At 63.1% G+C, this 17,886-nt stretch carries 16 protein-coding genes; 7 read left to right on the top strand and 9 right to left on the bottom strand.

The features are described 5' to 3' along the window. Positions 1 to 290: 290 nt before the first annotated feature. From AC6R19_RS04165 to AC6R19_RS04175, 3 genes are all read left to right on the top strand, one after another. Positions 291 to 815, top strand: coding sequence for an LPS-assembly lipoprotein LptE (locus AC6R19_RS04165; RefSeq protein WP_500578346.1), 525 nt, complete (start codon positions 291 to 293; stop codon positions 813 to 815). Then, positions 812 to 1,816 carry a DNA polymerase III subunit delta gene (gene holA, locus AC6R19_RS04170; protein WP_500578593.1) on the top strand — a complete coding sequence of 335 codons (1,005 nt, stop codon included), beginning with the start codon at positions 812 to 814 and terminating at the stop codon, positions 1,814 to 1,816. Before AC6R19_RS04165 ends, holA begins: the two co-directional genes overlap by 4 nt. A gap of 460 nt (positions 1,817 to 2,276) precedes the next feature. Next, a complete protein-coding gene (locus AC6R19_RS04175; protein WP_500578347.1) occupies positions 2,277 to 3,935 on the top strand; it encodes an acyl-CoA dehydrogenase family protein in 1,659 nt (552 codons plus the stop codon). A 73-nt stretch (positions 3,936 to 4,008) separates the two neighbouring features. On the opposite strand, the gene AC6R19_RS04180 is transcribed toward AC6R19_RS04175, so the two are convergent. From AC6R19_RS04180 to AC6R19_RS04190, 3 genes are read right to left on the bottom strand one after another with little or no spacing between them, the layout of a single operon-like run. Then, positions 4,009 to 4,377: a SirB2 family protein gene (locus tag AC6R19_RS04180; RefSeq protein WP_500578348.1), complete on the bottom strand. Its 369-nt coding sequence runs from the start codon at positions 4,375 to 4,377 to the stop codon at positions 4,009 to 4,011. Positions 4,378 to 4,387: 10 nt separating this feature from the next. Next, complete coding sequence (locus AC6R19_RS04185; RefSeq protein ID WP_500578350.1) at positions 4,388 to 4,834, bottom strand: RrF2 family transcriptional regulator; 447 nt, start codon at positions 4,832 to 4,834, stop codon at positions 4,388 to 4,390. A 16-nt stretch (positions 4,835 to 4,850) separates the two neighbouring features. After that, complete coding sequence (locus AC6R19_RS04190) at positions 4,851 to 6,035, bottom strand: NnrS family protein (protein ID WP_500578352.1); 1,185 nt, start codon at positions 6,033 to 6,035, stop codon at positions 4,851 to 4,853. A 215-nt stretch (positions 6,036 to 6,250) separates the two neighbouring features. Here AC6R19_RS04190 and AC6R19_RS04195 point away from each other — a divergent pair, with 215 nt between their 5' ends. After that, positions 6,251 to 8,620 carry a nitric-oxide reductase large subunit gene (locus tag AC6R19_RS04195; protein ID WP_500578353.1) on the top strand — a complete coding sequence of 790 codons (2,370 nt, stop codon included), beginning with the start codon at positions 6,251 to 6,253 and terminating at the stop codon, positions 8,618 to 8,620. A gap of 15 nt (positions 8,621 to 8,635) precedes the next feature. Here AC6R19_RS04195 and AC6R19_RS04200 read toward each other — a convergent pair whose 3' ends face one another. Further along, positions 8,636 to 9,010: a YbaN family protein gene (locus tag AC6R19_RS04200; RefSeq protein WP_500578355.1), complete on the bottom strand. Its 375-nt coding sequence runs from the start codon at positions 9,008 to 9,010 to the stop codon at positions 8,636 to 8,638. A gap of 91 nt (positions 9,011 to 9,101) precedes the next feature. Between AC6R19_RS04200 and AC6R19_RS04205 the strand changes: the two genes are divergently transcribed. The 3 genes from AC6R19_RS04205 (at position 9,102) to AC6R19_RS04215 (ending at position 11,962) form a co-directional block, all read left to right on the top strand. Further along, complete coding sequence (locus AC6R19_RS04205) at positions 9,102 to 9,890, top strand: ThuA domain-containing protein (protein ID WP_500578357.1); 789 nt, start codon at positions 9,102 to 9,104, stop codon at positions 9,888 to 9,890. A 244-nt stretch (positions 9,891 to 10,134) separates the two neighbouring features. Continuing rightward, positions 10,135 to 10,524, top strand: a complete 390-nt coding sequence (locus AC6R19_RS04210) for a BlaI/MecI/CopY family transcriptional regulator (protein WP_500578359.1) — start codon at positions 10,135 to 10,137, stop codon at positions 10,522 to 10,524. Then, positions 10,517 to 11,962: a peptidoglycan DD-metalloendopeptidase family protein gene (locus tag AC6R19_RS04215; RefSeq protein WP_500578361.1), complete on the top strand. Its 1,446-nt coding sequence runs from the start codon at positions 10,517 to 10,519 to the stop codon at positions 11,960 to 11,962. The genes AC6R19_RS04210 and AC6R19_RS04215 overlap by 8 nt, the downstream gene beginning before the upstream one ends. 117 nt (positions 11,963 to 12,079) lie before the next feature. On the opposite strand, the gene AC6R19_RS04220 is transcribed toward AC6R19_RS04215, so the two are convergent. The 5 genes from AC6R19_RS04220 to AC6R19_RS04240 form a co-directional block, all read right to left on the bottom strand. Beyond that, positions 12,080 to 14,107: an aminotransferase class I/II-fold pyridoxal phosphate-dependent enzyme gene (locus AC6R19_RS04220; RefSeq protein ID WP_500578362.1), complete on the bottom strand. Its 2,028-nt coding sequence runs from the start codon at positions 14,105 to 14,107 to the stop codon at positions 12,080 to 12,082. 246 nt (positions 14,108 to 14,353) lie between these two features. Continuing rightward, entirely contained in the window at positions 14,354 to 14,758 is a 405-nt protein-coding gene (locus AC6R19_RS04225) for an NUDIX hydrolase (protein ID WP_500578363.1), read from the bottom strand. A gap of 116 nt (positions 14,759 to 14,874) precedes the next feature. Then, positions 14,875 to 15,984, bottom strand: a complete 1,110-nt coding sequence (locus tag AC6R19_RS04230) for a phospholipase A (protein ID WP_500578365.1) — start codon at positions 15,982 to 15,984, stop codon at positions 14,875 to 14,877. A gap of 115 nt (positions 15,985 to 16,099) precedes the next feature. Then, positions 16,100 to 17,050 (bottom strand): phospholipase A, encoded by a 951-nt coding sequence (locus AC6R19_RS04235; protein ID WP_500578366.1) that lies wholly within the window; start codon positions 17,048 to 17,050, stop codon positions 16,100 to 16,102. Positions 17,051 to 17,123: 73 nt separating this feature from the next. Beyond that, entirely contained in the window at positions 17,124 to 17,846 is a 723-nt protein-coding gene (locus AC6R19_RS04240; RefSeq protein WP_500578368.1) for a hypothetical protein, read from the bottom strand. Positions 17,847 to 17,886 lie beyond the last annotated feature (40 nt).

Raw genomic sequence — 17,886 nt, forward strand, 5'->3', positions numbered from 1 at the left:
GGACTCGGGACTCGGGACTCGGGACTCGGGACTCGGGACTCGGGACTCGGGACTCGGGACTCGGGACTCGGGACTCGGGACTCGGGACTCGGGACTCGGGACTCGGGACTCAAGTAGGGTGCGCCGTGCGCACCACCGGGGTCAACGGTGCGCACGGCGCACCCTACAACTCGGAGCTCGGGAAAATCGTAGGGTGGATAAGCGCTAAGCGCATCCACCAACTCAAAACGGCGGATGCGCCCGGCGTGGACTCACGTGGCGCTTATCCGCCCTGCGGACTCAAACAATCCATGAACAAAGCAATACGCCGTACCCTGATCCTACTCACGGCAATCGCCACCGCCAGCTGCGGCTGGCACCTGCGCGGCGCACCGAAAAACTTCCCGCCGGGCAGCCAGCTGTATATCTCCGCAGAGGATCCGCGCAGCGATATCGCCGAAGAGCTGACCCGGCTGCTGCAGAATGCCGGCCTGCCGATGGCCGAATCCCCGCTGGAGGCGGACTACGCCCTGACCATCCACGAGGAAACCGAACGCAAGCGCACCGTATCCGTGGACGCCAGGGGCCGCGCCTCGGAATACGAGCTGATCACCAGCGCCCTCTACAGCGTCCGCGACAGCGGCGGCCGCATCCTGCTCAACAACGCCGTGGCGGATGTCTACCGCACCCTCGAGTGGGACGACAACGAAGTGGTCAGCAAGGGTGAGGAAGAGCTGCTGCTGCGCGAGGAGATGCGCCGCGAACTGATCAGCCGCATCATCGACCGCCTGCGCCGCATCGATATCGACGCACCCGCAGAAGACAGAAGTTACTGATGCGCATCAATCCGCGGCAATTATCACAGAGCCTGAACAAGGGCCTGATGCCGGTCTACGTCATCACCGGTGACGAACCGCTGATCGTGCAGGAATGCAGCGACAGCATCCGCACCGCCGCCAAAAGAAGCGGCTTCAGGGAGCGCGAACTGCTGCACGCCGAGCACAATTTCGACTGGGGCCAGCTGCTCGCCTCCGCGGGCAGCATGTCGCTGTTCGCGGAAAAGAAAATCGTTGAACTGCGCCTGCCCGGCGGCAAACCCGGCGACAAGGGCAGCAAGGCCCTGCAGGAATTCGCTGCCCTCGCCGGTGACGACCTGCTGCTATTGCTGGTGCTCCCCAAGCTGGACAGGTCCCAGCTGAACAGCAAGTGGATCAAGGCCCTGGACCAGAAGGGCGTGCTGATCCAGGTGTGGCCGGTGGAGGCCGGGGAAATGCCGCGCTGGATCCACCAGCGCCTGCGCGCCGCGGGTCTGGACGCGGAGCCGGAGGCGATCCAGATCCTCGCCGAGCGGGTCGAGGGCAACCTGCTCGCCGCCAGCCAGGAAATCGAGAAACTCAGGCTGCTGAGCGCGGACAACCTGATCACCGCCGAGATGATGAACGACGCCGTGGCCAGTTCCGCCCGCTACGACGTCTTCGGGTTGATCGACAGGGCCCTGGCCGGCGACGCCGAGGGCGCCATCAAGACCCTGCACGGCCTGCGCGCCGAGGGCGTCGAGGCGCCGGTGGTGCTCTGGGCCCTGGCGCGGGAAATCCGCAGCCTGCTGGAAATCGGCGAAAAGCTGGACCAGGGCCAGCCGATGGCGCGCCTGGTGCGCATCCAGAAGCGCCAGCCGCTGATCCAGTCCGCCCTCGCCCGCCTGCGCCCGCGCCAACTGGAAAGCCTGCTGCTGCGCGCCCGCGCGGTGGATACGGCCATCAAGGGCGGCAAGGACCAGGATCCCTGGACCGGGCTGCTGGAACTCACGCTGAACCTGTCCGGCAAGCGCAGTATCTGACGGGACTCGGGACTCGGGACTCGGGACTCGGGACTCGGGACTCGGGACTCGGGACTCGGGACTCGGGACTCGGGACTCGGGACTCGGGACTCGGGACTCGGGACTCGGGACTCGGGCGATCGTGACCTGTAGGAGCTTGCCTTGCAAGCGAACAGCTACGGAGCTCCGCCCCCATCGCCTGCAAGCAGACTCCTACAAAAGCTGTTTGCCGAGCCTGGTCGCGTAAATCGATTCCCCTCCCGCCGCTATCTCCCGAAACTTCCTGCGATCGCTGCCATATCCATCATTTTCAAAACACGCCAAACCATTGCACCCGCGCCGCTGGGCGGCGTGGCATATAACACCGTCACAAATGGGCAAGACCGCCGGCCGGAATGGAACTAGGATAGTCGGCAAAACCGGAGTTGCGAACTAACCTTTCCCACACCGGAGCCGCGCGATGATGTCGGAGACAATATCAATGAGTAAAACACCCTCCCCGTCCAGATTGTCCAGTACCCACGAGGTCTTCAACCAGACGCCGCCCCTGGCCGGCCACAACCTCTACGCCGGCGACGCGGCGCTGCGCGAGGCGGTGCAGCACAACGGCGGCCACTGGGCCGAGGACGACCTGCAGCGCTACGGCGAGGTCTGCGGCCGCCCGGAGATGATCCAGCGCGGCTTCGACGCCAATGAGTTCAAACCCATCTTCGAGCCCCATGATCGCGTCGGCAATCGCGTCGACCTGGTGCGCTATCACCCTGCCTATCACCAGCTGATGCAGCTGGCACTCTCCGAAGGGCTGCACAGCGCGCCCTGGACCGATCCCAAGCCCGGCGCGCATGTGGTACGGGCCGCCAAATACTACCTGCACTGCCAGTTGGAGGCCGGCCACGGCTGCCCGGTGACCATGACCTTTGCGTCGGTGCCCTCCATCCGCCTCACGCCGGAACTGGCGCAGGAGTGGCTGCCGAAGGTCACCGCGCGTGGCTACGATCCCAGCAACCGCCCGCACACGGAAAAAAACCACCTGACCATCGGCATGGGCATGACCGAGAAACAGGGCGGCTCCGACGTGCGCGCCAACACCACCACCGCCACACCGCTCGGCGACGGCACTTACGAGCTGGTGGGCCACAAGTGGTTTACCTCGGCCCCCATGTGCGACGCCTTCCTGATGCTGGCACAGACCGATGCCGGCCTCTCCTGCTTCCTGGTACCCCGCTGGCGTCCCGACCGCAGCAAGAACCCGATCCAGGTACAACGCCTGAAGAACAAGTCCGGCAACGTCTCCAATGCCTCCTCCGAGATCGAACTGCGCGGCGCACTCGGCTGGCTGGTTGGCGAAGAGGGCCGTGGCGTCAACGCGATTATCGAGATGGTTTCCACCACCCGTTTCGACTGCATGATCGGCTCCGCCGGCGGCCAGCGCCAGGCGGTGGTGCAGGCCATCTACCACGCTGCCAATCGCAGCGCCTTCGGCAAGACCCTGATCGACCAGCCGCTGATGCAGAATGTGCTCGCCGACCTGCAGTTGGAGGTGGAAGGCTCCGTCGCCATGACCATGCGTATGGCGCGCGCCTTCGACCATCTGGAAAAAGAGCACGAGAAAATGCTGATGCGCCTCGGCACCGCGGTGGGCAAGTACTGGATCTGCAAGCGCACCCCGCACCACGCCTACGAGGCCATGGAGTGCCTGGGCGGCAACGGCGTGATCGAGAATTTCATCACCGCGCGCCTCTACCGCGACGCGCCCATCAATGCGATCTGGGAGGGCTCCGGCAATATCCAGGCGCTGGACGTGCTGCGCGCGATCACCAAGACGCCGGCGGTGATCAACCACTGGTTCGACGAACTGGCTGACAGCGCCGGCGCCGATCCACTGCTGGACAAGACGGTTGTCAGCCTCAAGAAGCAGCTGGCGGATATGGACCAGATCGAGTACCGCGCCCGCCACCTGGTAGACCAGATGGCGCTGGCAATGCAGGCGCACCTGCTGGTACAGGGCGGCAACAGCGCGGTGGCCGAGGCCTTTATCGCCTCGCGTCTCGGCAGCAGCGGCGCGCACAACACCGGCTGTCTCCCCACCGGACTGGATGTGAAAACCCTGATCGAGCGTGGCAATCCGCTGGCTGTTTAGCCTTGCCGATCGTTTGTAGAGACAGGCGCGTAGGGTGCAATGGGCTCAGCGCATTGCACCTTACTCCGGCAAATCAGACCGGCTTCAGCACCGCCATCAATACCACTCCCCCCACCAGGCACAGGGCCAGCAACCCGTAAAGCATACGGTGAGTGGCATCGGCCGCTTTCATCGCGCCGATGCCGGCGCAGATGTAACCGACAATCAGAAACAGCTTGATCATCAGCCAGGGCGCCTGCAGCGGTGACAGCCGGTAGAGGGCGGCGAGACTGATGCCCGACAGCAGCAGCAGTGTGTCTATCAGGTGCGGCGCCGTCTTAATCCATTTGGTCCCGATAAACCCCGCCTCCACCTGCCGACCCAGGAAGCGCACAACAAAAAAACTGATGGAAATCGCCACCAGGGTGACGTGCAGTTGTTTGAGCAGGAGAATGTTTACCATCCGTCAACCCTCAAGAGCCATCGGCCACCCTCAAGAGTCGCACCATGTGCTTCGCTTTTCCCTGCGGTAACAGGTCCGCCAGGGTGTATTGATCCAGCACCGTGAAAAAGGCTTCCAGCGCTTCGGCAAACATTTTCTTGAGTTCGCAGGCCGGAGTGATCACACACTTGTCTCCGCCACTGAAACATTCCACCAGCGCCATGTCCTGCTCGGTGTCCCGCACCAGGTGGCCGATATTGATGTCCCCGGGCGGGTCCGCCAGGCGCACGCCGCCGTTTTTGCCGCGTATGGCCGTAACGTACCCTTTGTTATTCAGGTCCTGCACCACCTTCATCAAGTGGTTCCTGGAAATATCGTAACTCTCGGCGATCTCGCGAATAGTGGCGAGCCCCTCGCCCTTGAGGGCCAGGTACATCAACACGCGTAGGGAGTAATCGGTATAGCGGGTGATATGCATGCTTCAATCAATCTCGTTATCCGGGGCGGCCATCCGCCCGCGGACGGCTCAATATCGGCCAGTAGAGCACCACAAACAGGCCAAAGGCCAGAATCCAGGCCTGCGCCGCCAGGGACAGCCCCGGGCGGAAATCGATGGCCTGCGCGGCCACCAGCAGGCGGAGCAGCGCGGCGGCGGTGATCGCCAGGTATATCCCCAGGCCGAAAGGGACCAGCCTGAGCGGGCGGCCGGTGTGCCCCACCGCCACGCGGGTCATGACGCCCAGCAGCAGCGTGCCGATGCCCCCCACCCCCAGGGAGTGCTGCCAGACGCTGTCCGGCAGGAACCCGGCGAGAATCGCCAGTGCCCGCAGTAACAGGCTCAACACTATCCAGGCATAGGCCAGGTGCAGAATCCACAACAGAGGCTCCCTGCGTACGCGCCAGCCCGCCCACTGCCACAGGCGCAGGCCGTTGCCCAGTGCCGCCGTCAGGGCAACCAGACCAATCAACGTCTCCGGCGCATCCAGCGCATCCAGCGGAATCAGCAGGGCAATCGAAACCAGCGCAACGCGGTCGGTCCACACCGAGCGGGTCACCCAATCCAGGGAACCGCCCTGCATGCGCAGCCAGCTGGCGGAGAAAGCCGGAACAATGCGCCCGGCAATCACCGCCATCAGCAGCAGGATCAGGTCAAAGCCCAGCTGTTCGCCGGTGTCGAGCAGGCCGGTACGACCGCTGGCAAAGCCCAGGTGCATCAGCAGGTTGCCGATAAAAAGCAGGGTGAGTACCGCCACCAGGACCAGGTTGCGGCGGTTATTGTGCCGAACCAGCACCCACAACAGGTAGAGCGCCAACACCGGCAGAAATGCCAGGTCCACCAACGCCACCAGCCAGGCCGGAATCCAGGAGGCCAGCCACATGAACACCCGCCCCGCCAGCCACAGCAGCACCAGCGCCAGCAGTCGCCGGCCCCTGAGGGGCGGCGCCCCCGTCCAGTTGGTGACGGCGGTCAGCAGAAAGCCGGCGATAGCGGCGGATACCAGCCCGTACAGCATCTCGTGGCTGTGCCACTTGAAGGGCGACCACCCCAGGGGCAGCGACCAGCCGCCAAAGAGGAACCCTATCCAGCCCAGTACCACTGCGACCGCGTAGATGCCGGTCAGCAGGAAAAAAGGCCGGAATCCGTAGGCCAGCAACACGGTGGGTTGGGCGCCTTGCATCGACGAACTTACCTGTACCTTAATGATGCATTTAATTTATATCTTTGCTTATGACTCTTCAAGGCGATTAACAAGGGAAAATTGATCCAGATCAAGAGCCCGCCCCTTTAAAGTGCAAACATAATGCATCTTAAAGGAGCGGCCGACGGCGCGCCCCTGTTATCGGACAGACCACATTCACCTGAAAAAATCGACGGACAAGGGGGACTCTGAACATGGGCCAGTATCGCAAACTCTGGTGGACGCTGATCGGCATTCTGGCCGTCACTTTCGCCCTGCTGGGATACGTCGGAGCGGAAGTGTACCGCAAGGCACCGCCCATCCCGGAGCAGGTAGTCACGGAAGCAGGTCAACTGTTGATGACCCGCGACAGCATCCTCGACGGCCAGACCGCCTGGCAGTCCGTGGGCGGCATGCAGCTGGGCTCCATCTGGGGCCACGGCGCCTACCAGGCGCCGGACTGGACCGCCGACTGGCTGCACCGGGAACTCACCGCCTGGCTCGACTTGGCCGCCCGGGATGAATACGGTGTGGGCTATGCGGAACTCGGCGGACAACAGCAGAACGCGCTCCGGTACGCGCTGAAAACCGCCTATCGCGCCAATGCCTATGACGCCCGGACCGGCACCCTGGTGCTCTCCGAGCGGCGCGCACAGGCAATCGCACAAACGGCGGACTACTACAGCCGGCTGTTCAGCGATGCCCCGGAGTTGCAGGGCACGCGGCAGAGCTATGCGATGAAGGAAAACACCCTGCCCGATGGCGGGCGGCGCGAGAAGATGACCCACTTTTTCTTCTGGACCACCTGGGCCGCAGCCACCGAGCGCACGCCCGGCGGTGCCACCTACACCAACAACTGGCCCCACGAGCCGCTGATCGACAACAAGCCGACCGCGGAAAACATCGTCTGGTCCATTGCCAGTGTGGTACTGCTGATCGCCGGGGTAGGCTTCCTGGTGTGGGGCTGGGCCTTCCTGCGCAGGCAGGACGAAGAGGAGATCGCCGCGCCCGCAAGAGATCCCATCACCACCTTGGCCCTCACCCCATCGCAAAAGGCGCTGGGCAAGTACCTGTTCGTGGTGGTGGCACTCTTTACCGTCCAGGTTTTTCTCGGTGGTTTCACCGCCCACTACACGGTGGAGGGTCAGAGTTTTTACGGAATCAACCTCTCCGAATGGTTCCCCTACAGTCTGGTGCGCACCTGGCACATTCAGGCGGCCCTGTTCTGGATCGCCACCGGTTTCCTGGCGGCGGGCCTGTTCCTCGCCCCCATTGTCAACGACGGCAGGGATCCCAGATTCCAGAAACTGGGTGTGGATATCCTGTTCTGGGCGCTGATCCTTGTGGTGGTGGGTTCCTTCGCCGGCAACTACCTGGCCATTGCCCAGATCATGCCGGCCGAGTGGAATTTCTGGTTGAGGCACCAGGGTTACGAATATGTTGACCTGGGCCGCCTGTGGCAGATCGGCAAATTCCTCGGCGTGGTCTTCTGGCTGGTATTGATGTTGCGCGGCATCGGGCCTGCGCTGCGCCGGCCGGGCGACAAAAACCTGCTCGCCCTGCTGACTGCGTCGGTGGTGGCCATCGGCCTCTTCTACGGCGCTGGGCTCTTCTACGGTGAGCGCACGCACATCTCCGTGATGGAATATTGGCGCTGGTGGGTGGTGCACCTGTGGGTGGAGGGTTTCTTCGAGGTCTTCGCCACCGCGGCCCTGGCCTTTATCTTCTGCAGCATGGGGCTGGTATCCCGCAGCATGGCGACCGCGGCGAGCCTGGCGTCGGCGTCGCTATTCATGTTGGGCGGCGTTCCCGGCACCTTCCACCACCTGTATTTTTCCGGCACCACCACACCGGTGATGGCCGTCGGCGCCAGCTTCAGTGCCCTGGAAGTGGTGCCCCTGGTGGTGCTCGGTTACGAAGCCTGGGAGAACTGGCGCCTCAGGCAGGCCGCGCCCTGGATGCAGGATATCAAGTGGCCTCTGCTCTTCTTTGTCGGGGTTGCCTTCTGGAACATGCTGGGCGCTGGCGTCCTCGGTTTCATGATCAACCCGCCCATCTCGCTCTACTATGTGCAGGGCCTGAACACCTCGGCGACCCACGCCCACGGTGCGCTCTTCGGGGTCTACGGCCTGCTGGCACTGGGTTTCACGCTGCTGGTGCTGCGCTATATTCGCCCGCAGCTGGTGTTCAGTGACAAACTCATGAGTACCGGCTTCTGGTGGCTGAACATCGGCCTGGCGACGATGCTGTTTTCCAGCCTACTGCCCGTCGGCATCATCCAGTTCCTGGCCAGCGCCTCCGAAGGCATGTGGTATGCGCGCAGTGAAGCCTTTATGCAGAGCGACCTGCTGCACACCCTGCGCTGGGTGCGCACCATCGGTGACCTGGTGTTTATCGTCGGCGCCCTGGCGGTGTGCTGGCAGGTGGTTAAAGGGCTTTTCTTACCGGGAGCGCCTGAAGGGACCAGAATTGAATCCGGCACTCTGGCTTACACGCCCGCCTACGCAGGATCTGATCAGGCGACCGAAGTCCAGAACGTTGATAGCGCCTGCTGCGGAAACTGCGGGGGCAATCACCAGGCGTAAAGCTTGAACGGATCGTTAATGCGGCAAGGGGCGGGTCGCCAGCCAGGTGCCCACGGCGGCAAACAGGAGGGCGAGCATCGCCAGCAGTTTCCAGCCGGCGCCGAGCCAGAACAGCATCAGCCAGCTGAACACCATCAACCCCAGCGCTGTTATCTTGGCCGAGAGAGGTACAGCCCCCTGGATGCGCCAGGCGTGCAGAAGCGGGCCGAAACGGGGGTGTTCCTCCAGCCACAGGGCCAACCGCGGGGAGCCTTTGGCCGCGGCCCAGGCCGACAGCAACAGGAATGGTGTGGTGGGCAACAGGGGCAAGACGGCACCGGCCACCGCCAGGCCCAGGGAAGACCAGGCCAGGACCAGCCAGCCGAGGCGTTGTAACGGGCGACTGCTCATAAAGCGCCCTTCTCCCGAGGCATGTTCAATTCAAAGCCCTATTCTGAGAGACTGCATTGCTGAACGCAATGAAAGCCCCGAGGAAACCAAAATGCCGAATAAGAATAAACGGCTCTCCCCCTCTGCTGCCGCCCTGGCCATCGGCGCCCTACTGTCACCCGTCTTTGCGCAGGCCGCAGAAACCGCGGAAGAAAAACGAATCCTGGTCTTTTCCAAAACCAACGGCTGGCGCCATGAGTCGATTATCGATGGCAAAAAGGCACTGCTGGAACTGGGGCAGGACGAAGGACTGGCGGTGGACATCTCGGAAAACGCGGCGCTCTTTGACAGCAACACGCTGGCTGGCTACGACGCGGTGGTGTTTCTGAATACCACCGGCAATATTTTCAATAACAGCCAGCGCAGGGCGTTCGAGCACTATATCCGTTCCGGCGGCGGCTTTGTGGGCATTCATTCCGCCACGGATACGGAGTACGAGTGGCCCTGGTACAACAAGCTGGTGGGAGCCTATTTTGCCGGCCATCCGCAACAGCAGGAGGCGGACAAGGTGGTAATGGATTTCGAGCACCCGGCCACCGGTTTTTTAAAGGCGGAACTGGACGGCAACCGCTGGCGGCGCTTTGACGAGTGGTACAACTTCAAATCCGTGAACCCGGATATCCGGGTACTGATGAAGCTCGACGAGTCCACCTATGAGGGCGGGGAGAACGGGGAGAATCACCCCATCGCCTGGTACCACGAGTACGACGGCGGGCGCGCTTTCTATACCGCCGGCGGACACACCGGCGAGAGCTACCGGGACCCGCTGTTTCTGCGCCATATCCTCGGCGGCATCCGCTACGCGATTGGAGAGCACGACGGCTCCGATAGCGAAAACTGAAACCTAGGTTGGACTGAGCCCAGCGACCGGGGCCTGTTGAGTTCGCCGCGCTCACCCCGACCGCCGATCTCCGCGAGCGGAGCTCCGGCTCCACTGGCTCGCCATCGCGGCCGGCTTCTCGTTACCCCCATCCCAGCCACCCACGACAACGGCTCGTCGGAGCCGTGGACTTCGCAGGCGACAGTGGTTGCACATATGCGACATATGTCGCATTATAATCCCACCCGTCACAAGGCAGACCGTCATGAAACAGCAACCCTCGGCGTCGGAGCTGGCCATCCTCAAGGCCCTCTGGCAGCAGTCGCCCCTCAGCGCCCGCGAGATCCACCAGCAGATTGCAGAGCAACTGGGCTGGTCCTACTCCTCCACCCGCAAGACCCTGGACCGCATGCAGGACAAGGGCCTGTTGCAGGCCTTCGAAGTGCATGGGCTCAAGGTGTTCGAGGCCGGGGCGGACAAAGTTGAGACCCTGGCCGCCTATGCCCGGGATTTCGCCGAGCGGGTGCTGGAGATCAAGGGGCCGGTGCCGGCCTCCTTCTTTGCCGGCAGTGAGCTGCTCAGCGAAAGCGAGCTGAAGGAACTGGAAACGCTGCTGGCCCGGGGAGGTGAAGGAAAGGAAGGCGAAGATGATTGAATGGCTCGCCCAACTGGCCCTGTCCAGCCTGATCTCCCTGGCCGTCGGTGCCACAAGCATGGGCATGCTGGTACTGCTGGCCCGTCGCCTGGACTGGCTGAACGGCTGGCGCGAGCCCTGGCTGGCCGCGGCCGTGCTGACCTTCGCCAGCTTTTGCCTGGGTTTCCTGCCCGCCGTGGAAAAAGCTCCGACCATAGAGCTGAGCCTGCCGGCGTTGACGCCGCCGCAGGCTGGCCTCCATGCCGTCAAACTCGCGGCGGATGCGGATGGCGCGGCCTTCTCCTGGCAATGGGGGCTCCTGGCCTGGGGCTTGGTCTGGGCCCTGGGCGCCGCCGTCGGTCTGGGCCGTCTGGTGTTGGGCCAATGGCGGCTGACCAGGCTGGTGAGGCGGGGCAAAACCCTGCCGGCAGAGGGCGAACTGGCCCGGCACCTGGGGGTACTCAATGCGCCGAAAGGACTGAGGCTGGTGCTGGTGGAGGAACGGATCTCCCCCTTTGTCACTGCCCTGCCAAGACCGACTCTGGTGCTCAGCCGGTGGGCGCTCGATAACCTCTCCCTCGAACAGATCCGCCTGGTGGTGCGCCACGAGCTGGAGCACCTGGCGCGGCGCGATCCCCTGGCGGTACTGGGCCTGCAGTGGATGGCGGCGCTGCTGTGGTTCAACTGGCCGCTGCAGGCGCTGGCGAAACGGGCGGTGGACGCCCTGGAGCAGGGCTGTGACGAAGAGGTACTCAGAAAGGAAAACCCGAATCGGCGAAGGGCCTACGCAGAGGCAATGCTGAAGACCCTTCGCCAAACCGCGACAGCTCACGGCAATGATCCTGTCGCGGCCTTCTCAACGCAAAACCAAAGGAGCTTTACCATGAGAATCCGCCATATTCTGAACGGCCAACAGCGCGCCCGCAAGGGCTCCAACAGGGCGCTGTGGTCCCTGACCCTGGCCGGCGGCGCCCTGATGCTGAGCCTGCAACCCCAGTTGGCCCAGGCCGAAAGGGTCGCGGAAGCCTTTATCAACCCGCTGCCCGAGGCCAGGATCACCTCCGCCTTCGGCATGAGGCCCTGGCCCATCAAGGACGCGGAGCACAAGAAGAAACGCCTGCACAAGGGCATAGACCTGGGTGCACCCAGGGGCACCCGGATCCAGGTGCCCAGGGCCGGAGTGGTCACTTTCTCCGGCTCCCAGGGAGCCAGTGGCGAGGTGGTGATCATCGACCACGGCCAGGGTGTGGAAACCCTCTACGCCCACCTGGACAAGCGCCTGGTGAACAAGGGCGACAGGGTCGAACAGGGCCAGATCCTCGGCCTGGTGGGCAGCACCGGCAAGGCCACGGGCCCGCATCTGCACTGGGAGTTGCACAAGGATGGCCAGGTGGTTGACCCGGCCAGCCAGGTGCCGGCGCTGGCGAAGCCCCAGGTACTGGTGCTGGCCAAGCAGTAGAGATGATCTGGATTTCGTAGGGGCGGCCGTTGGCCGCGATCGGTGTGGAAATAAACCACCATTGATCGCGGCCAACGGCGGATGGCCGCCCCGCTCCTACAGGGGCCGCGCAATAATTTATTTCGCCGCGGACTTCCTGCCCTGTTTCTTCTTGTCCTCCTTGACCACCCGCAGCAGCGGTTCGTCAGAGCGGAAGATCAGGCCGTGGATCTCGGTGGACGTCTGGCCCTGCAGCAGCTGCTGCAGATACTGCACTATCTGCGCGGAGATCTCCTGCCCCGGCACCAGCACCGGGATACCCGGCGGATAGGGCACTATCTCGTCGGCGCTGGTGCGGCCGATCAGGTTTGTCGTCGCCACTGCGCCGTTGTCCATCAGCGGCAGCTCTTCGGTGTCGGCGAAGTAGGCGTCCGCCGGCAGGCAGTTGAAGTGGGTGAATTCCGGCAGTTTCCGCGGCGAGGCCGCGTGGGCGCGCTTGCGGGTGTTGCGGGCCAGCTGTTTGAGGGCGTGGATCAGGCGCAACAGCTTGCTCTCGGTGCTGCCCAGGGTCACCAGTACGGTCACCGTGTTATAGGTGGTCTTCTCCACCTGGATACCGTACTGGTCGAACAGCTTGATCTGCATCTCCTTGCCGGAGTAGCCGCTGGCGGAAATATCGATGGTGACCTTGGTGGGATCCAGGCGGATATTGTCGTCGGCCAGCGGCTCGGCGATCAGGTCCTCGCGGGTCAGGGCGCGGAAGACGCCGGTCTCGTCCACGGCGCGGCGCAGTGTGTCCACCATCTGCAGGCACTGTTTCAGGCGGCCGTAGCCCTCCATCGCCATCTGCTTGCGCGCCACGTCGAGGCTCGCAATCATCGCGTACTGCGGGCTGGTGGAGGCGTGCATGTTGAGGTTTTCGCGGAAGCGGTGATCGTCGAAATCCGGGTCCTGCACGTGGATCATGCTGGCCTGGGAGAAGGCGGACAGCATCTTGTGGGTGCTCTGGGTCACATAGTCGGCGCCGCACTCAAGCGCCGTCGGGCGCAGGGCCGGGTGGAAGTAGCCGTGGGCATACCAGGCCTCGTCCACCAGCACCTTGACACCGCGCTCGTGGGCGTAGTCGATGATCGGCTTGAGGTCGTAGCGCAGGCCGTCGTAGGTGCAGGAGGTGATCACCAGCAGGCGCGCATCGCTGTGCTCGTCCAGGGCCGCCTCGATGTCGGCGCGCCTGACCGGGCCGTAGATGCCGAACTCCGGGTGCAGCACCGACTTCAGGTATACCGGCTCGCAGCGGTTCATGACTATCGCGTGGTGCACCGACTTGTGGCAGGCCTGGTCGACGATGATCTTGCCGCCACCGCCGAGTATCTGCTGTATCACCACCTTGTTGGCGGTGGAGGTGCCGTTGGTCAGGAAGAAGGTGTGGCGGGCGCCGAAGGCCTGGGCCGCCAGGTCCTGGGCCTCCTGGATCACCGAGTGCGGTTCCAGCAGGCTGTCGAGTACCTGTACCGATACGGACAGGTCAGTGTTGAACACATGCTCGCCCATGAAACGGTAGAAGTCGCCGACCCAGGGGCTGTTGCGCAGGCTGTCGCCACCGGAGTGGCCGGGGGTGTGCCAGGCGTCGCGGGCGCTGAAAACATACTCCTTCAGGGTGTCGGCGAAAGGCGTGGAGGCACGGCGGGCGATAAACGCCTGCACCAGGCGGAACATGTGGTTGAAGTTGCCCTCGCGGCGATCGAACAGCTCGTCGAAGCGCTGGCGCAGGTTGGCCAGCGACTGGGGGCTGGGGGACTCCGGATCGGTACCGGCGCCGGCGAAGGCGCCGTGGGCCACCAGGAAGATATTCAGCTGCGAGCGCAGGCGGTGCACCCTGTCCGCCACTTCATCCGCGGCCGCCAGGCCCTGGGCGTCGCTGCCGCCGTCTACGATCAGTGCCTGCAGGTTGTCCTCTTCCTGTACCAGCCGCTCCACCCCGGCGGGGGTGACCGCCTCGAAGCGCAGGCCGAAGGGATTCTCGTGTTGCGCGGCGGTGGCATTCAGCGCATTGACCCATTCGCCGGCCAACTGGCGGTCGGCGCTGATCAGGGCCACGCGGCACTCCAGCGGCTGTGCGCTCTCACTCAGGTTGCCCAGATCAGGCATCTTCAGTTCCAAACCCATAGTCTTATCCATCAGCATAGCCCGAATCTTCCCTCGGGCTGCTGTCTCGTCCCGTTAACTTTTTGATTTTATTTGCTTTTTCGGCCCGTTCCGGCAGCTGCGGCGGGGTCGGGGAAAGGTGACCCGCGAGCCAGGGGGCAAAGTCTAAAGGAGGCGACGGCGGAATTCCGCGAAGTCGTGGGATTTGGCGTTATTTGCCAAAAGACGACAGGCAGACCAGATCTAATGCCAGTGAAAAGAACAAACTTAGAACTTTGCGCTCCGCACCCGGCCATCGAACGCCAGGCAGTCCCGCACCCGCTGGCGCTGCACCAGGGAAAGCTCCTGGAGCGGGAAATAGGCCACCTCCGAGTGCTCGTCGGAGAGGGTGATTACCGCCGAGTCGGCGAAGTGGGCGCGGAAGATAAACACGTGGGAGCGGTAGACCCGGTGGTAGTAGACGCCACTCAGGTAGTCGATGCGCACGTCCCGCCCCAGCTCCTCGCGGCACTCCCGCAGCAGCGCCTCGTGGATGGTTTCGCCGGGATCCAGGGCACCGCCGGGCAGGCCCCAGTTGCGATCCGCGTAGGTCGCGCGCAGCTGCAGCACCTCACCCTTCTCGTTGGTGATTACGGCGTGGGCGCTGAGGCGGTAGGTATCTTCGAAGCTCATGTTTCGGGACCCGGTCAACTGTTGCCTAGGAGCTTGCTTGCAAGCGAATGCTACGGAGCGCCTTCCTTTTCGCCTGCAAGCAGGCTCCTACAAATCACTCATCGTTCCGTATTCAATCAGAACCCCTCGGCCAGCTCGAAGCCGATACCCAACGTCTGTACCGACTCATCGTAGTCGATCAGGCTCTCGCCGTAGCCGTTGAAATATTTCAGGTAGCCGCGCACCCGGTTGCCGATGGGGAAGCCCCAGGCCAATTCCACCGCACCGCGGTTGTCGGAGCGCAGGTTGTTGCGCAGCATCAGGGATAGGCTGTGGCCGCCGTTGCGGTAGCGGCCGGTCAGTTCGAAGTGCCCCATGTAATCGTCGATATCCGGGTTGTCGTCGTCTTCGCGCTCCTCGGGAATCCGGTACCAGGGCTTGAAGCTGACGGTATAGCAGTCGCGCTCGAAAATCAGGTTGGCGTAAATCCGGTTCCAGCTGCGGGACAGGGGCTCGCTGCGGCCATTGGACTGGTGGTTGACCGCCAGTTGGTTGGCCACATTCTGCCAGCCGAACAGGCTCCAGTCATTCAGCCAGGTCATGATCAGTTCCGGCTCGTGGTTGGTCTCTCGAAAGGGCGAGGAATCGTCGGAGTTGTAGGCCTGCCAGAAGCTGCGATTGGTGTAGGCGACGCTCATAAAAGAGGCCTGGCCAAGGAAGCCGCGCCACACCGGCACCTGTACCGACAGCTGGAACTGCACCTCGATGGGATCCAGGTCGACGAACTCGCCATCGGGCAGCTCAATATCCTCCAGTCCGGCCTCGTTCGGCGAGGGGTTGTAGACCACGGGCAGCAGGTAGTTGGTCTTGTGGGACGCCAGGGTAAAGGGATTGTTGGCGGCATCGCGGATCGCCTGGGCGCGCTCGCTGACAGTGGGCTCGTCGGTGGGCGGCTGCTCCGGCTCCGGCACGGTGGCAAATAACGGCTTCGGCACCTGCTCCTCCGGGGCGAGTCGCGCCTCTTCCGCACAGAAGCGGCGCATCTCCTCCAGGGTGATATCGGCGGGCGCCACCAGCAACTGTTCGCGCAGGCAGGCCTTCTCGCGCTGTTCCGGGGTCAGCTCCGGGGCAGGTTCCCCTGCCTCCTCGGCAACGGGAGGCGGTTCAACCTCCTGCGCAACCGCCGCAATCGGAAGGGTACAAAGCAGGAATAAGGTAAAGCGGTGAAATGGCCTGCAACGCGACAAAAGGTGATCTCCCCTGCAGTGATGGATCAGTTCGCCGCAAGCTTACACCGCTGACATTAATAATGCCTGTCAGAAATTAAACTTCTGGTATTTATTACCTTCTCTATAACTTTCCCTAAAAACCCTGCGCCAATTCAATTCCCACCCCGAATGACTGCTGGTGCCTGTCGTAATTCACCAGGTTCTCGCCATAGCCGTTGAAATATTTCAGGTAACCGCGAATCCTTTGTCCGACAGGGAAGGACCAGCGCAGTTCAACCGCGCCCCGGTTGTCCGAGCGCAGGTTATTGCGCAATAAAAACGAGGCGCCGTATCCGTCGGCGCGATAGCCTCCCTCCAGTTCGAAATTCCCCATATAGAATTCGATGTCCGGATTGTCGTCCCAGGTACCGTCGGGAATGCGGTACCAGGGTTTGAACGACAGGAAATAATCCTCCCGCTCGAAAATAAAGTTCGCGTAAACCCGGTTCCAGCCGCGCGACATCTGGTCTCCGCGGCCGTTGGACTGGTGGCTGACAGCCAGTTGGCTGGCCACACACTGGAATCCGAACAGCTTCCAGTCGCTGAGCCAGGTCGCAATAAGTTCGGGTTCGTGGCTGCTTTCGCGGAAGGGCGCAGAACTCGTGTACGACTGCCAAAAGCTGCGGTTGGTATAGGCGAGGCTGACGAATGAGGCCTCGCCGAATACACCGCTCCAGACGGGCACCTGCACCGAGAGCTGGAACTCCATTTCGAGTTCATTCCAATCCGCCGGCACGGCGCCGGGTTCTCCCCCCTCACCGCGGGTATCGCTATAGGATACCGGCAGTACGTAATTGGTCTTGTGTGAAGCCAATGAGAAGCGGTTATTCGAGGCCTCGCGGACCGCCTGGATCCGGTCGCTGACGTGAGCCTTTCCACCACTGTCGGATTGACCGGTCTCGGCGGGGCTGCCGGAAGAAATAGGGCCCCCCGGACCGGGAGGCACTGCCTCCTCCCGCAGTAAGTCGCGTCCGAAGCCAGGGTTGGACTGGAAGAGCAGGCAGAGCAGACAGATCAATCGTCCCAACTGATGTGCAGAGGGCATGGCTTTTACTCCCTGTTAAAGCCAACTACCCGAAAAGCTTAGACTCGCCGGACTCGATTTGTCTATTTTTTGATCAGATAAGACTGAGAAGCTGCGGCGACCACTCCAGGTCCCGCAATCGCACCTGCCACAGGCGACCGGTGCTGGAGGGCCAGTCGTAACCGACCAGCAGACCGCGCTCGTCCACATAGCAGTGAGCGTCGCGCTCTGCCTCGTCGCCCTGATAGATATAGCCGCAGACGTTGGCGCCGAGTTCCTGCGCCCCCTGGGTGGCGGCGTCGCCGGCCATGGGCCTGGCGCTGCGGTGGCTGACCCGCGGCGCCAGCAGTTTGCCCCGCTGGGACGGATCGACGATATCCGGGGTGACCACTTCCAGCCCCTCGCGGAACTGCTCCAGCTTCAGCAGCAACGGTCCCATAAAGATGCGCATCAGCGGGAACAGCAGCCGGCCCCTGCCTTCGACAAAGGCCTGCTGGGGACCATTGGGGCCGGTCCAGTTCGCCTCTATGGTGTCGCCCAGCCCCGGCGCATCGCCCTCTGCGTAGCAGAGCCGATAATGGGCGTTCACTTCGTCCACCTGATCCCGCCAGCTCACCTGGAAATCACTCACCAGCCCTTCGCTGAACAGGGCACTGACTTCCATACCGAAGCCCTGTTCACCGACCAGGCGCTGGCTGATCAGTACGCGGCGACCCGCGCCGTCTTCACCCAGTTGCCAGCTGTCCTGTACCGGCATTTCGCGGCCGTCGCAGCTGTAGTGATAACGCCCCTGAGCAAGGGTAGAACTCAATCGCATCGCAAACTTCCTCCCTGTTCGGCATGCGCACCAAACTGAT

The organism is Microbulbifer sp. SE14, assembly GCF_059834885.1.